This is a genomic window from Pigmentiphaga aceris (genome assembly GCF_008119665.1).
GTDB classification, from domain to species: domain Bacteria; phylum Pseudomonadota; class Gammaproteobacteria; order Burkholderiales; family Burkholderiaceae_B; genus Pigmentiphaga; species Pigmentiphaga aceris.
Map to the genome: position 1 here is coordinate 4932676 of NZ_CP043046.1, position 14787 is coordinate 4947462.

A 14787-nucleotide genomic window follows, 5' to 3' on the forward strand; every position below is an offset into this window, starting at 1 on the left:
AAAGAAGCCGGAAATCAAGCGGGCTGCGCAAGCGGGCGCTCACGCACCGGCAGGCACAGCGCAGCGGCAGCAAAAGCCAGGCCCAGGCCAAGCAGCCACACTACCGTGTAACTGCCGGTGGCCACGTACAGCTTGCCGCCCATCCACACGCCCACGAAGCTGCCTACCTGGTGCCCCAGGAACACCACGCCCGACAAGGTGGCGGCGTAACGCATGCCGTAAATCTGCCCGACCAGGCCAATGGTAAGCGGTACCGTACCCAGCCAGACCAGCCCCATGACAGCAGCGAACCCGTACAGCACCATGGGGGTAAGTGGCAGCAGCAACAGCACGCCAATTGCCACGCCCCGCATCGCGTACAAGCCAGCCAGCAGCAGGCGCTTGCTGTAACGGCCACCCATCTTGCCCGCCCACAGCGAGCCGAACACGTTGAACAGGCCGATCAGCGCCAGGGCCGTGGCACCCTGACTGGGGTTCAGGCCTTGATCGACCACATAGGACGGCAGGTGCAGAGTAATGAACGCCGTGTGGAAGCCGCAGACTGCATAGCTCCAGAACAGGAAATGGTACGAAGGATGACGTACCGCCTGACGGATCGCGCCCCACATGGACAGGCCAGCCGTGCCTTCATTGGCAGGCTTGCCAGTCAGCTGGGTAGCCATCGGCAATACCAGCGCCACCATCATCGACAAGGTGAACAAGGCACCCGACCACTGCAAGGCGTCGATCAGGAACTGCCCGGTGGGCACGATCAGGAACTGGCCCAGCGAGCCACCCGCGCTGACGATGCCCAGCGCGGTACTGCGTTGTGACAGGGGAACAGCACGCGCAATCACCGGCAGAATGACCGGGAAGGTGGTGCCCGCCTGACCCAGCCCGACCAGCACGCCTGCGCTGAGATAGAGCTGGACTTCGCTGCCGGCAAAGCGCATCAGTACCAAGCCCAGCGCGTACAACAAGGCTGCACCGGCAATCGTGCGCCCTGCGCCGACGCGATCGGCCAGCATGCCAGCCCCGATCGCGCCAATGCCCCAGGTCAGGTTCTGAATGGCAAAGGCCATTGAAAATACGTCACGGCCCCAGCCGTTTTCCAGCCCGATGGGCTGCATGAACAGCCCGAAGGTGGCGCGCACCCCCATGGCCAGCAGCACGGCCAGCGCCCCGATCACGATCATGCGGGTGGCCGGCGTGCGGCTGGTCGGAGGACTGGCCGGGGGGGCAGAAACGGGGGGAACGACACCAGACATGGGGGAAGCCTTGGGGATTCGGGGAATGTGAAACACGGGGATACTCAGAATCGTACTCCCCGCCGGGCGTCACGGGCCGCGCCCGGTGTTAGAATCGCCACGCGTCGACACGGCGTTTTCCCCAACGCCGTTGCCGTCTCCCCATAGTTCAATGGATAGAACGAGTGCCTCCTAAGCGCTAGATACAGGTTCGATTCCTGTTGGGGGGACCAGACGCACCTGGGTACATTTGCATGCAGCCTGGGCCAGATGCATTAGGTAGGATGCGGCTCCGACTCTTCCGTACGGAGTGCCGATGTCCTTACCCCAAACTCCCCAAGAGCCCCGCCAGGAACACAGTGGCTGGTCCAAGGCGATTCTCGCGCTGGGCGCGTGGGCGGTCGCACCGTGGATCGCGCGTGTAATCACGGTGATTGCGCTATGCGCTGTGGCTATCGTCGCCATTATCTATGGCCGCGGACACTGATTTTGTTCCGGGGCGCTGATGCGCCTGCATGGAAATCAGTCAAAAAAAGGTGCCTCGGCACCTTTTTTCATTACAGCGCCGGTCGCGTCTGGTTTACCCAGCGCTGCACCGATGGGCGCTGCCACTGGTGCGCCGCGTAGGCGGCAAGCCGTGCCGGCACCTGGTCCCCGTGCAACGCCAGGCGGTTGAGCATCACCGCCAGGTCGACATCGGCAAGCGACCATTCGCCGCAGACGTATTCGGCACCGTCGGGCAACAAGGCCTCGGCGGCGGCAAACAGCTTGTCGGCGGCGCGCTGGGCGTCAACGGACAGCGGCTGTCCTTTCTGACCGTAGAACACGACCAGCGTGGATCGCTCTTGCCGGATCGGCACCAGATCGCTGCGCAGCCATGCCTGGATCTGGCGTGCCTTGGCGCGGGCCTTGATCTCCTGCGGATACAGCCGAGCAGCCGGGAACAGTTCGTTCAGATATTCGGTGATGGCCGAGGATTCAGCCAGGGAAAAGTCCCCGTGAATCAAGGTCGGCACGCGTCGGGTCAGTGACACGTTGGCATACGCCGGCGCGTGGTTCATACCTGCACCCAGGTCCACCGTTTCGATATCGAACGGCAACTTGGCCTCGTGCAAGGCCACAAAAACCGACATGGCGTACGGGCTGGTGAACTGTGAATCTACGTAAAGGCGGGCGTCGGACATCGGAGCGATCTCTTGTCTGAATCGAGCATGGGTGGGTCGATGAGCTTACTAAACAATCGATCACCCGCGCCGCTTGCCCCTTATCGGAACAGCCAGATCAGCAAGGACACCAGACCAAGCCCCATCGGCAGCATGATGCCGAACAGGGACAGCCAGCCGAACACCATCCAGCCCGACGCGCCATCTACTTTGCGGGCGGCGCGTTCCATGAAGTAGACAGGGATCAGGCAGAGCGCGGCCGCGATGGCCCAGACAGTCCAGATTTTTCCGATCACGGCAGTGCCCTTTTGCAGAAATGCCCACGGCCAGAGAACTCAGGCGCAGGCGGCGACCGAATCATAGCGGCGAACCCGGCCGCATCGATGCCACAATAGCAATTCATTTTCCTTGCGCATCCGTGCCGCCCGCCATGTCCACCAGCCCGTACTGGAGCGCGCTTACCGCGTCGCTCACGCCCTATGTTCCCGGAGAGCAGCCCCGCATTGACGGTTTGGTCAAGCTCAACACCAACGAAAACCCGTTCCCGCCCTCCCCCAAGGTGCATGAGGCGATCGCGGCAGCCGTTGGTGGATTGGCGCGTTACCCGGACCCCAACAGCACGGATTTCTGCCAGGCAGTGGCTGACTACGTCGGCCTGCCGCTGGATCATGTGTTTGCGGGCAATGGGTCGGACGAAGTGCTGGCGGTGGTATTCCAGGCCTTGCTCAAGCACGAGCAGCCCACGTTGATGCCGGATATCACTTACAGCTTCTACCCGGTCTACTGCCGCCTGTTCGACATCGCCTACCGGGCTTTGCCGCTCAAAGACGATTTCTCGATCGACCTGAATGACTACCTGGTGCCCAACGGCGGCGTGATCTTCGCCAACCCGAACGCACCGACTGGCTGCCCCCTGCCGCTGGCCGACATCGAGGCCTTCCTCCAGAAGCAGACCGATTCAGTCGTGGTGGTGGATGAAGCCTATGTGGACTTCGGTGGTGAGTCGGCATCCAGCCTGGTCAGCCGTTACCCGAACCTGCTGGTGATTCAGACGCTGTCGAAGTCGCGTTCGCTGGCAGGCCTGCGTGTGGGCTTCGCCTTGGGCCAACCGCCCCTGATCGATGCCTTGCAACGTGTGAAGAACAGCTTCAATTCCTACCCGGTGGATCACTTGGCGATTGCCGGGGCGACTGCAGCTATCCACGATGTGGACTATTTCGAACAGACTCGCCAAGCCATCATCGCCACGCGCACGCGGTTGGATGACGCCTTGAAAGCACGTGGTTTCGAGGTACTGCCCTCGGCCACCAACTTCATTTTCGCGCGTCACCCCAAGCACGATGGCAAGGCGCTGGCCGCCGGCCTGCGCGCGGAAAAGGTGCTGGTACGCCGCTTCGATGCACCGCGCATCGATCAGTTCCTGCGCATATCGATTGGCTCGGAAGCCGACACCGATATCTTGTTGCAGGCGCTCGACAAGGTCATGGCAGCCTGAGTTTCACGCAATAACCTGCGAGTGAGCCAGCAGTTATCATTGGCCGATGTTTGGTCTTCCCTGGCTCTCTCCCATCGCGCTCGCCACCGGGTGCCTGCTTGTCGCAGCTGTCGGCGGCGGGCTGGTCTGGCGTCGGCATTATCTGGCCGCGTCACGCCTGCTGATCTACGTGCTGGGCGGCGCGATGTTCGTGGTGTTCGGCCACGACCCTGGCCTGATGTCGCAGCTGGCACTGCCCTTTGTTGCGCTGTTGGTCAGCGCGACGGTGTTGTTGCGGCTGCATGAATCGATCGTCCTGACGATCGGAACGCTGGCCGCTACTTTCCTGATTGGTGTGTGGCGCATCAACGTAGTGGATGCGGTCGATGCAACCTACCCGCTCAGTGACACGGTCCCGTACAACCCGTCTCCTTACGTTGCGCCGCTGGAGTGGCTGTCGTTTGCGTTGACGGCAGCACTGGCGGTCTCGGCGCTTTGTCTGCTGCGCCAGTCCACCAACGACGCCCACAAGCGCGCGATGGCCGCGCATGCAACGCGTCGCCAGGCCGAGGCGCGTGCCCGCCGCGCTGGCGTGGAATTGCGCCAACTGACCGACCGATTGCCCCTGCCCGTCTGTTTGCTGGACCCTAACGGCAAGGTGCTGCACGCCAACCAGGCTTGCCTGACATTGCTTGGCCGATGCGCGGCCGATATTGACGAAGACACCGACGTATTCACCTTGTGGCCGCGAGGCAGTGCCGAATCGGTTGCATCCCACCACATCAAGGCCAGCCGTGGTCGTACCAGTACCTATGTGCTGCCGTTCACCACGCCTGAAGGGGTGCAGTACGAGTTCGAAGCCTGGACCTCGCCCGCGCGCCGGGTAGGTGCGCAGCGCCACGAAACCATGACCATGCTGGTGGACCAGACGGGCCGTCGTCTGGCCGAGCGTGCGCTGGGTGAACACGAGGCGATGTACCGGGCGGTGGTCGAATATGCGCCCCTGGGTATTCTTACGCAGGAAGCGGGGGTGCTCAGTTACGCCAACCCCGCGGCACTGCTGCAACTGGGCGCACAAGATGCGGCTGGTCTGTACGGGCGTCCATTCTGCGATTTCATCGTGCCCGAACAGCGTCACGACGCACATGAACGGGTGAAACCACTGGAATCCGCAAGCGGTTTCATCGAGTTCAGCCCTTTCCGCCTGGAAACCCTGGACGGCGCAATCCGCAATGTCGAACTGGCGGCGGTCAGCATCCCGCGCAACGGGCGCATGTTGACGCAGTTGTTCTGTGTGGACGTGACGGAACGCGAACGTGCCCAGGACATCGTGCGCAAGCTCAATGAAACGCTGGAACTGCGTGTTGCCGAACGCACCAGTGAGCTGGAGGCGTTCACCTCATCGGTGTCACACGACTTGCGCGCACCGATACGTCAGGTGATTTCCGCCACCGACATTTTGCTGCGACGCCTGAGCGGCCAGAGCGACTACGATCCGTTGCCCATGCTGGGCGCGCTAGGTGCCACGGCCAAGCGCATGAGCCAGACCATTGAAGCCTTGCTGGAATTGTCGAGGCTGGGCCGGGCGGGCATTGCCGCCACCACCTTCCCGCTGGAACCGCTGATTCACGAAGTGATTGCCGATGTCTCGGACGCCCGTCGCGAGGTCGAGGTCGACTGGACCTTGGGCGCGTTGCCGCACGTGTATGGCGACCCGCAGTTGATCCGCATGGTGCTGGTCAATCTGATCGACAATGCGGTGAAATTCAGCCGTTATCGTCACCCGGCGCGCGTGAAGATCTGGGCTGATGCCAATGACGAGATGATCACGGTATCGGTACGAGACAACGGGGCGGGATTCGACATGCAGAAGGTCGACAAGCTGTTCGACATGTTCAGCCGCCTGCACTCAAGCACTCAGTTCGAGGGTACTGGTGTGGGGCTTGCGCACTGCCGTCGCATTGTGGAACGGCATGGTGGGCGCATGACCGCGGACGGCCGGCCCGAGGGGGGCGCGACCTTCCGCTTTTCGCTGCCGCGCGAGAAGGCGGCAGCCGCCGCGTCAGCGTACTTGCACGCTTAGGCGGGTCAGCGAGGCAACGCCGACTTCGATCAGATCACCCGGCTTGACCGCGCCCACACCTTCGGGCGTGCCGGTGAAGATCAGGTCGCCAGGTTGCAGCGTGAACAGACCCGACAGGTGTTCGATGACCTCGGCCACGCTCCAGATCAGCTTGGACAGATCGCTCTTCTGGCGGGTTTCGCCATTGACGGTCAGCCAGACATCACCTTGCGTGATTTCGCCGGTATCGACGATCGGGTGCAGTGCAGCGATCGGTGCCGACTGTTCGAATGCCTTGCCCACTTCCCAGGGACGTCCTTGCTTCTTCTGCTCGTTCTGCAGATCGCGGCGCGTCATGTCCAGTCCCACGCCATAACCCCAGATGTGACGCAGCGCGTCAGCAGCCGGGATGTCCTTGCCGCCCAGGCCGATCGCAACGACCAGCTCGGCTTCGAAGTGCAGGTTCTGCGTCTTCGACGGATAGTCCATCGTCACGGTCTCGCCGGGGGCACCGGTGATGATCGCGTCGGCGGGCTTGCCGAAGAAGAAGGGCAACTCACGCCCGGTGAAACCCATTTCCTGCGCATGTTCGACGTAGTTGCGGCCGACGCAATAAATGCGACGGACCGGGAACTGGGACTCGCTGCCGACGACCGGAATGGCGACGATTGGCGCGGGCTCGAAAACATAAGACATGAGACGAACTCCTGGAGACGGAATACCTGGCACACCGGGGTGCGGTGCCGCGCCCCGGTGACGGGTTTACTTGGCGGCTTCGAAGGCCTTCAGACCCGCAACGATCTCGGCGTGGGCGGCTTCCGGGCCTTCCCAGCCCTTGACCTTGACCCACTTGCCCTTCTCCAAGTCTTTGTAGTGCTCGAAGAAGTGCTGAATCTGCATCAGGTATTCCTGCGGCAGATCGTCGGGCTTGTTCCAGTGGTTGTAGATCGGGATCAGCTTGGGCACCGGCACGGCGAGCAGCTTGGCGTCGCCGCCAGCTTCGTCGTCCATCTGCAGCACGCCGATTGCGCGGCAGCGGATGACCGCGCCGACCGACACCGGGTAAGGCGTGATCACCAGCACGTCGACAGCGTCGCCGTCGTCGGCAACGGTGTGCGGGATGTAGCCGTAGTTACACGGGTAGCGCATGGCCGTCATCATGAAACGGTCGACGAACAGGGCACCGGTGTCCTTGTCGACTTCGTATTTGATCGGATCCGAATCTTTCGGGATCTCGATGATGACGTTGAATTCTTCCGGCAACTTGGTTCCGGGACCGACGCGATCAAGATTCATGGCGACCTGATAAACAGTGAATGAGTACGACGCCGTCACATCGTGCCAGTTGCAAAGCCGTTTGAAGAAGGCTTTGCGTCGAACACGCGCTGCGACGCCGAAAAATTGGAAACGCGAAGATTATACGGCGCACCCAGGCTTGGTTTTCCTGCCTGCTGGCTTGAACGGCGCACCACCACGATGTGCGGTGCGCCACCCCTTGGTTCCAGCTGGGTTTACAAGCCGGCCGCGCGATCCGGGCCAGCGAGGTCAAGTGGTTCGACAACCACGTCGGTCAAGGACGGCGCAGCGTCGAGTGTGGGCAGATCGACCAGGGATTCGGTGGCACGCTGCCAATGGCGGCGTGCATCGTCAGGACGGCCAATACGGTCGAACAAGGCCGCCAGCAAGGCATGGGTACGGGGATCGGAACGACTGGCGAGACTGCGTTCCAGGTAGCGCTGCGCAGCCCCCCACAGCTTGCCGTTCAGGCACAGTGCACCCAGCGTCTGCAGCAGATCGGCATCGGTGGGCGATTGCTGCAACCAGGTCTCGGCTTTTTCCAGACGCGGCTTGACCTCGGCGGGCACCGTGCGGGCATAGGCCTGCCACAGTTCACGGGTGGGGTTGGCCTGGATGGCGGCTTCCAGAATGGCACGCGCCCGCACCGGATCACCGCCTTCTTCAAAGGACGCGGCAGCAGCCAGCGCCACTTCAGGCACGATCCGTTCATCGTCTTTCAGATCTTTCCACAAGTCGCGGCGGACCACGTCATCGGACGTGGAACGCAGACGCTCGGTTGCGGCGGCGGCGATCATGCGGTGGCTGGCGGCTGCGTGCAGCGCGTTGCGTTTGGCCAGCGTGCGAGCCAGCTTCAACACTTCAGCCCAATTGCCCAGTTCGCGGTGTGCCCGCAAAGCCAGACGCAACGAGTGCACGTGGCGCTGACCGCCTTCGTGCAGGGGTTCAAGCAAGGCAAGTGCTTCTGCCGGCCGTTGCTGTTCAAGCAGCAATTCGGCTTCCACGATGGACACCGCAGACATCAGTGCCGGATCACCTTCAGCCACGCCACGCACGCGCACCAGCAAGGCGTCGCGGCGCGCGAATTCCTGCATGGCATGGGTCGCCTGGGCCGATGACAACAGCGCCAGCACCTGGCGAACCGGAGTCTTGCTTTGGTCGGCAACCTGCGCCATGTCCCGCTCGGAGCGGGCAAAGCGCCCTTGCAGCAGATGAATCCAGCCCTGTTCCAGGATGGTTTGCTGTTGAGCCTGCACACGCTGTTCACGCCAGGCACGCACACGGGTCGGCAGGCCGGTGGTCCACGCCAGTGCACGCAGCAGCACGTAGGTAGCGGCAAACAGCACGACCAGGAAAAGCACGGCAAGTGTCAGCGACACTTCCACGCGGTACGGCGGCACCAGCAGCGCGACGTTGCCCGAGTAATCGCGCACGGCGATTGCCAGGCCGACCGCGGCCACTACCAGAATGAAGGTCCAGAACCAGGCGCGCATGACTTACCTCGCCGGTTCGGCTGGGGCGTTGCGCGGCAATACGGCGCGCGCCGCTTTCAAACTGTCGCCAATGTCGGGGGCCTGAACGTTCAGATCCACGGCCGACACCTGTTTGAGCAACGCCTGGGCACGCACCGTTTGACGGGCTTCCGGGTCGAAATAACGGTTGAAGCCTTCCAGCACCGCAGCCAGATCGGCGCGCCACGGGCCGTCCTGGCGAGCCAGCAAGGCCATGCGGGCGCTGGTCAGACGCAGCTTCAGGTTTTCGCGCAGCAGGGCTGCCTGTTCAGGGGACACCAGCAACACACCGGGTTGATCGATGCGCTGGATACGAATCAGTTGGTTAGTGTCGCGCAGCAGCGCGTCGCGCCACGGTACGGTCCACGCCACGGTGCGTTGCCACCAACTGGCATCGGCAGGGGCAGCCGGGGCAGCTGCATCAGTCTCGGTTGCCGGTGCATTGCTTGCAGCGGCGCGGCGCGGTTCAACCGAGGCCAGCATCGGCAGGCCGTCAACCGACGCAATCAATTGGTCCAGCTTGCTTGCGGTACCGGTGACGTCCAGCGACGGCAATGCAGCAAGTCGTTGCATATCGCGGGCAATTGTCCGACGGACGGCAGCAAATTGCGGGCGATCGGCACGTGCAAGCCGCGCATCGGCCACTTCCAGGGCAGCGATGGCGCTCTGAATGTTGCCTGCCAGTTGCAGTTGTTGGGCGGCCATCGACAAGGCTTGTTCCACCTCGATCATGGCCCACTCGTCTTCACCACGCGACAGTTGCTGATAAAGCTGTTCAAGCGCAGCCTGCTGGCTTTGCGATTCGACCAGGCGCGCGTCGAGTGCGGCGAGCTTGTCAGCGGCGTCCTGGGCCACGGACAGCGATTGACGGGCGCGGTTCTGCGCTTCGCGTGTCTGGGTGTCCAGCTTGACGTAACGGCTGGCGGATTCGCGACCCACGGCATCGATGAGCTGCTGCTGACGCCATAAGGCGGCACCCAGCGCAATGATCACGATGACGGAGAACACCAGCGCGGCAAACAACCAACGGCTGGATGAGCGTGCGGCGCGAGGCGGACGGCTCGCGCCACCGGGGGCGGCGGGCGATGCCGAGCCTGGCTCGACGATGTCTTTTTCGGAGGCAATCATGCCAATGATTCTATCGCGGCAACCACGGCATCATCGCCCGCTGGGCAGGTTTGCAACACTATCGCTGCGTCCGTCGGTCCGTGCTCGGCGGAAATGGCTTGCCACACGGCGGTCACATGCGCGGCGATCCGGGGATGTGTCACAACGAAGCGCCCCTGCAACCACCAGTCTGTCAGACCGTGCTCACGGGTGCGCGTCAGCAAGGCATCGACGCCTTCGACACTGGTCAGCAACCAGACGGCAGGTGCCTGACGCGCAGCCAGGCCTTGCAGCATTGCACAGGCATGCGGTGCCCAAGGCGCAGGGTCGCGCCGGTACGCGGTGTGGATGCAGACCTCGACCCCGGCGGCGCGCAAACGGCCAGCCAGCCAATCTCGTCCCTGTGTGCCACGCACGATCAGCACCTTTCGCAAGGGGTGCTGGCGTGCCTGCAAAGCATCCCATAAGGCCTCGGAATCGAATTGGGCCGCACACGCGGGCGGCGTGACCAATTCAGACGCCACCCCAAAAGCGGGATGCGCGCGTACCGCCGCTGCGCTACCGGGGCCGACGGTTGCAGCCGCCACATGAGCAGGCCAGACGGCGTCGGGCGCTTCGCGCAAACGTCGATCCAGGAAGAACCGGGCGGCATTGCCGCTGACGAACACCACCAGGTCAACGTCGCTCAACGAAGGCAGTGGTTCCTCGAACGATGCCGTCAGCGTCAATGCAGGCAGGCTGAGCACCTCACGGCCCGTTGCGCGCAGTCGCTCGGCCAAGGCTTCGTTCTGACCAGCCGGCCGGCACAGGATGACCGCCTGGGCGTGCGCCATGTGACCGCTCAGTGCTCGATCGCCAGCGCGGCGAGAATCTCGGCGGCACCGTCGCGCAGCAGTTCATCGGCCAAGCGCAGACCCAGCGCTTCGGCGTCGGCGACTGCAGCACGGCCTTCGCGGCGGATCACCGTGCGGCCGTCCGGGCTGGCCACCAGGGCGCGCAACCAGATCAGGCCATCGGCACCGACTTCCGCATATGCGGCCAAGGGTACCTGGCAAGAGCCGCCCAGCTTGCGCGACACGGCACGTTCTGCGGTTGACGTGGCAGTGGTTGCCGCATCGGCCAGCGGTGCCAGCCAGGCTTCGACATCGGAACGGCCTGCCTTGACTTCGATACCGAGCGCGCCCTGCCCTGCTGCCGGCAGGCTGTCTTCAGGCGACAGCAGACCACGGATGCGGGCACCCAGGCCAAGCCGTTCAAGACCGGCGGCAGCAAGAATGATGGCCGCGTATTCGCCACGGTCGAGCTTGCCCAGACGGGTGTCCAGATTGCCGCGCAGCGGGCGCACCTCGATGTGCGGGAAACGTTCGCGGATCTGCGATTCGCGTCGCAGGCTGGACGTGCCCAGGATGGCACCGGGGGGCAGATCGGCGATCGAAGCATAGGTACTGGACACGAAGGCATCGCGCGCATCGGCGCGTGCCATCACGACCGGCATGGCAAAGGCATCGCCCAGATTGACCGGCACATCCTTGAGCGAATGTACCGCCAAGTCGGCCCGGCCATCGAGCAGCGCGTTTTCGAGTTCCTTGACGAACAGTCCCTTGCCGCCGACCTTGGACAAGGTACGGTCCAGTATCTGGTCCCCCCGTGTGGTCATGCCAAGGATTTCTACATTGCAACGCGGATACAGGGATTGCAGGCGCGCTTGCACGTGCTCGGCCTGCCACATGGCAAGCCGGCTCTCGCGTGAGGCGATGACAAGACGTTCGGGGTCGGGATGAATGACGTGGGACACGGCGAGACGCAGGCAAGGAAAGAGACGGCAGTTTAGCCGCTCTGCCCGGCCAAGCCCCTTGACCCAGCGCATGTGGGCCGGTGGCGGGCACTGACAGCGTGCAATCCAGCCGCTAAGCTGGACGTTTTCCGCGCCGCAGCGCGGCGGCCACCATCCCTTTGAAGCAGGTATTGATGACGACCGACCTCAGCAGCCTTCCCGATTCCGATCATGCATTGCGCGAAGACATCCGCCTTCTGGGCCGGATTCTTGGCGATGTGATTCGCGCCAACGAAGGCGACGACGTTTTCAACACGATTGAAACCGTGCGCCGCACGGCGGTGCGCTTTCGTCGCAACGGCAACAGCGTCGATGGCCGTGCGCTGGAAAAGCTGCTGAACCAGCTGTCACGCGACAACACCAATTCAGTGGTGCGCGCTTTCAGCTACTTCCTGCATCTGGCCAATATTGCCGAGGACCGCGAGCAGAACCGACGACGCCGCGCCCATGCATTGGCAGGCGGTGACGCGCCGCGCGGCAGCCTGGAAAGCGCCGTGACGGAACTGCGCGGCCGGGGTGTGACGCCTGCGCGTATCCGCAAGTGGCTGGGCCAGGCCAGCGTGGTGCCGGTGCTGACCGCGCACCCGACCGAGGTGCAACGCAAGAGCACGCTGGACGTGCACCGCGACATTGCCCGCGTCTTGCAGGACCGCGACGCACCGCACACGGCGGACGAGACGCAGGAACAGCTGCTGTCCTTGCTGGGGCGCATCTCTACCCTGTGGCAGACCCGCATGCTGCGATATTCGCGGTTGACGGTGGCCGACGAGATCAAGAATGCGGTGTCCTATTACCGCAGCACCTTCCTGACCGTGATTCCGCGTGTTTATGCGCATCTGTCGCGGTTGATCAACCGCGATCCGGCCTCGCCCTTCGCCGCGCCTGCGGCCGCGCTGCCGACCTTCCTGCGCATGGGCAGCTGGATCGGTGGCGACCGGGACGGCAACCCGAACGTAGGTGCCGATACGCTGCGCCTGGCCTTGCTGCGTCAGGCTGCGACGGTGTTCGAGCATTACCTGGAAGAGACCCACGCGCTGGGTGCCGAACTGTCGATGACCACCTTGTTGACACAGCCGTCACCGGAATTGGCGGCGCTGGCCGCGAATTCGCCCGACGTGTCGGAACATCGTCGCGACGAGCCGTATCGTCGTGCGCTGGTGGGCGTCTATGCGCGGTTGGGGGCCACCGCCAAAGCACTGGTGGGCAACGTGACGCTGCGACGCACGCCACCCGATGCCGCACCCTACGAATCGCCTGACGCCTTTGCGGCCGACCTGGCAGTGATTGCCGAATCGCTGGTCAGCCACAACAACGCCCCGGTGCTGCGCCTGCGTCTGAATGCCTTGCAGCAGGCCGTGACTGTCTTCGGTTTCCACTTGGCCACGGTGGACCTGCGACAGAGTTCTGACGTTCACGAACGCACCCTGGTCGAATTGTTTTCTCAGGCTGGTGTGGTGGAAGACTATGCCGCGCTGGATGAAGATGCCCGGATTGCCTTGCTGTGCGCCGAGTTGCGCGAGCGTCGCCCGCTGGTGTCACCGTGGATTCAATACAGCGAAGGCACGACCCACGAGCTGGACATCTTCCGCGAAGCCGCGCGCAGCCGGCAGCGCTACGGCAAGGAAGCGGTTCGCCAATACATCATTTCGCACACCGAATCGGTCAGTGACCTGCTTGAGGTGCTGGTCTTGCAGAAGGAAACCGGCTTGGTCGCGGCGGGTGTTGCACCGCAGCCTGAAGACGGGCTGATGGTGGTGCCGCTGTTCGAAACGATTGAAGACTTGCGCAATGGCCCGCGCATCATGGCGCAGTGGATGGACCTGCCCGAGGTGAAGGCGCGCATCAAGCTGTCGCAGGCGCAATCGCAGGAAGTCATGCTGGGTTATTCGGACAGCAACAAGGACGGCGGTTTCCTGACTTCGAACTGGGAGCTGTATCAGGCCGAGCGTGCGCTGGTGGAAGCCTTCCGTACCCGTCATATCCGACTGCGCCTGTTCCATGGGCGCGGCGGCACCGTGGGGCGTGGGGGCGGCTCCAGTTTCGACGCCATTCTGGCGCAGCCGCCGGGCACCGTGGACGGCCAGATTCGTCTGACCGAGCAAGGCGAGGTCATCCAGAGCAAATACAAGGACGCCGAGATCGGCCAATGGCACTTGGAACTGTTGGTGGCAGCCACCCTGGAAGCCAGCCTGGTCAACGCGGATGAAGCGGCCACGGCCGAAGACGCGAACATGGAGCGCTACGCCGACACCATGAAGCTGCTGTCGGACAAGGCCTTCAGCGCCTACCGTGGCCTGGTTTACGACACGCCGGGCTTTGCCGAGTACTTCTTTGCGTCCACGCCGATTTCCGAGATTGCCGGCCTGAACATCGGTTCCCGCCCTGCTGCCCGCAAGTCCACCGGCCGTATTGAGGACCTGCGCGCAATTCCCTGGGGCTTCTCGTGGAGCCAGTGCCGCCTGCTGCTGCCGGGCTGGTTCGGCGTGGGATCGGCGATCGAGTCCTATCTGGCCAAGGGCGCAGGCAAGGGAGCGAACACCAGCGCAGCCGCGCGGGCCGAGCGCGTTGCCCACCTGCGAGACATGGCGCGTGACTGGCCGTTCTTCCGTACCTTGCTGTCGAATATGGAGATGGTGCTGGCCAAGAGCGACCTGGCCATTGCGTCACGGTATGCCGAACTGGTGCCGGATCGCGCCCTGCGCACACGCATCTTCAAACGCATTCGCGAAGAATTCGATCTGACGCTCAGCGCCTTGAAGCTGATTACCGAGCAAGACGAATTGCTGGATGGCAATCCGGACCTGGCCCGCTCGATTCGTGATCGCGTGGCCTATATCGATCCGCTCAATCACTTGCAGATCGAGCTGATTCGCCGTCACCGGGATGCTGCTGCCAAGGCCAGCGGCAAACGCAAGCCACCCGAGGCGGATGAACGACTGCAGCGCGGGATTCACCTGAGCATCAACGGCATTGCGGCGGGGTTGCGCAACAGCGGATAAGTGGCAGGTGCAACGTTTGGGAGCCTGATCGCACAGGTTTGCATCGGCCAGACGGGTGCTTTCAAGACAGGCACTCGTCCACGCTGCCTCTTTTGTGCTCGCTGATTACAAGTCA

At 63.3% G+C, this 14787-nt stretch carries 13 protein-coding genes and 1 tRNA gene; 5 read left to right on the forward strand and 9 right to left on the reverse strand.

Going from position 1 to position 14787, the window contains the following annotated elements:
* Positions 1 to 14: 14 nt before the first annotated feature.
* Positions 15 to 1247 carry an MFS transporter gene (locus FXN63_RS21285; protein WP_148817311.1) on the reverse strand — a complete coding sequence of 411 codons (1233 nt, stop codon included), beginning with the start codon at positions 1245 to 1247 and terminating at the stop codon, positions 15 to 17.
* 137 nt (positions 1248 to 1384) lie between these two features.
* On the opposite strand from FXN63_RS21285, the gene FXN63_RS21290 reads away from it, so the two are divergent.
* Together FXN63_RS21290 and FXN63_RS26790 are read left to right on the forward strand one after the other, a co-directional pair.
* Positions 1385 to 1459, forward strand: a tRNA-Arg gene (locus tag FXN63_RS21290).
* An 83-nt stretch (positions 1460 to 1542) separates the two neighbouring features.
* Positions 1543 to 1713, forward strand: coding sequence for a hypothetical protein (locus tag FXN63_RS26790; protein WP_187394975.1), 171 nt, complete (start codon positions 1543 to 1545; stop codon positions 1711 to 1713).
* A 70-nt stretch (positions 1714 to 1783) separates the two neighbouring features.
* Here FXN63_RS26790 and yfcF read toward each other — a convergent pair whose 3' ends face one another.
* Together yfcF and FXN63_RS21300 are read right to left on the reverse strand one after the other, a co-directional pair.
* Positions 1784 to 2410, reverse strand: coding sequence for a glutathione transferase (yfcF, locus tag FXN63_RS21295; RefSeq protein WP_148817314.1), 627 nt, complete (start codon positions 2408 to 2410; stop codon positions 1784 to 1786).
* Between the two features lie 80 nt (positions 2411 to 2490).
* Positions 2491 to 2685 carry a hypothetical protein gene (locus FXN63_RS21300; RefSeq protein WP_148817317.1) on the reverse strand — a complete coding sequence of 65 codons (195 nt, stop codon included), beginning with the start codon at positions 2683 to 2685 and terminating at the stop codon, positions 2491 to 2493.
* Positions 2686 to 2819: 134 nt separating this feature from the next.
* On the opposite strand from FXN63_RS21300, the gene hisC reads away from it, so the two are divergent.
* Positions 2820 to 3884 carry a histidinol-phosphate transaminase gene (gene hisC, locus FXN63_RS21305; protein WP_148817320.1) on the forward strand — a complete coding sequence of 355 codons (1065 nt, stop codon included), beginning with the start codon at positions 2820 to 2822 and terminating at the stop codon, positions 3882 to 3884.
* Positions 3885 to 3930: 46 nt separating this feature from the next.
* Entirely contained in the window at positions 3931 to 5946 is a 2016-nt protein-coding gene (locus FXN63_RS21310; protein ID WP_148817323.1) for an ATP-binding protein, read from the forward strand.
* On the opposite strand, the gene FXN63_RS21315 is transcribed toward FXN63_RS21310, so the two are convergent.
* From FXN63_RS21315 to hemC, 6 genes are all read right to left on the reverse strand, one after another.
* Entirely contained in the window at positions 5926 to 6621 is a 696-nt protein-coding gene (locus FXN63_RS21315; protein ID WP_148817326.1) for a fumarylacetoacetate hydrolase family protein, read from the reverse strand. The two genes, FXN63_RS21310 and FXN63_RS21315, sit on opposite strands and share 21 nt — an antisense overlap.
* 66 nt (positions 6622 to 6687) lie before the next feature.
* Positions 6688 to 7221, reverse strand: a complete 534-nt coding sequence (gene ppa, locus FXN63_RS21320) for an inorganic diphosphatase (protein ID WP_148817328.1) — start codon at positions 7219 to 7221, stop codon at positions 6688 to 6690.
* A gap of 215 nt (positions 7222 to 7436) precedes the next feature.
* Positions 7437 to 8714, reverse strand: a complete 1278-nt coding sequence (locus FXN63_RS21325) for a heme biosynthesis HemY N-terminal domain-containing protein (protein WP_148817330.1) — start codon at positions 8712 to 8714, stop codon at positions 7437 to 7439.
* Between the two features lie 3 nt (positions 8715 to 8717).
* Entirely contained in the window at positions 8718 to 9860 is a 1143-nt protein-coding gene (locus FXN63_RS21330) for a uroporphyrinogen-III C-methyltransferase (protein ID WP_148817334.1), read from the reverse strand.
* On the reverse strand, positions 9857 to 10672 hold the full coding sequence (locus FXN63_RS21335; protein WP_148817336.1) for a uroporphyrinogen-III synthase: 816 nt from the start codon (positions 10670 to 10672) through the stop codon (positions 9857 to 9859). The genes FXN63_RS21330 and FXN63_RS21335 overlap by 4 nt, the downstream gene beginning before the upstream one ends.
* An 8-nt stretch (positions 10673 to 10680) precedes the next feature.
* Positions 10681 to 11634 carry a hydroxymethylbilane synthase gene (gene hemC, locus FXN63_RS21340; RefSeq protein ID WP_281290828.1) on the reverse strand — a complete coding sequence of 318 codons (954 nt, stop codon included), beginning with the start codon at positions 11632 to 11634 and terminating at the stop codon, positions 10681 to 10683.
* A 173-nt stretch (positions 11635 to 11807) separates the two neighbouring features.
* Here hemC and ppc point away from each other — a divergent pair, with 173 nt between their 5' ends.
* Positions 11808 to 14672, forward strand: a complete 2865-nt coding sequence (gene ppc, locus FXN63_RS21345; RefSeq protein WP_148817341.1) for a phosphoenolpyruvate carboxylase — start codon at positions 11808 to 11810, stop codon at positions 14670 to 14672.
* The last annotated feature ends 115 nt before the right edge of the window (positions 14673 to 14787 follow it).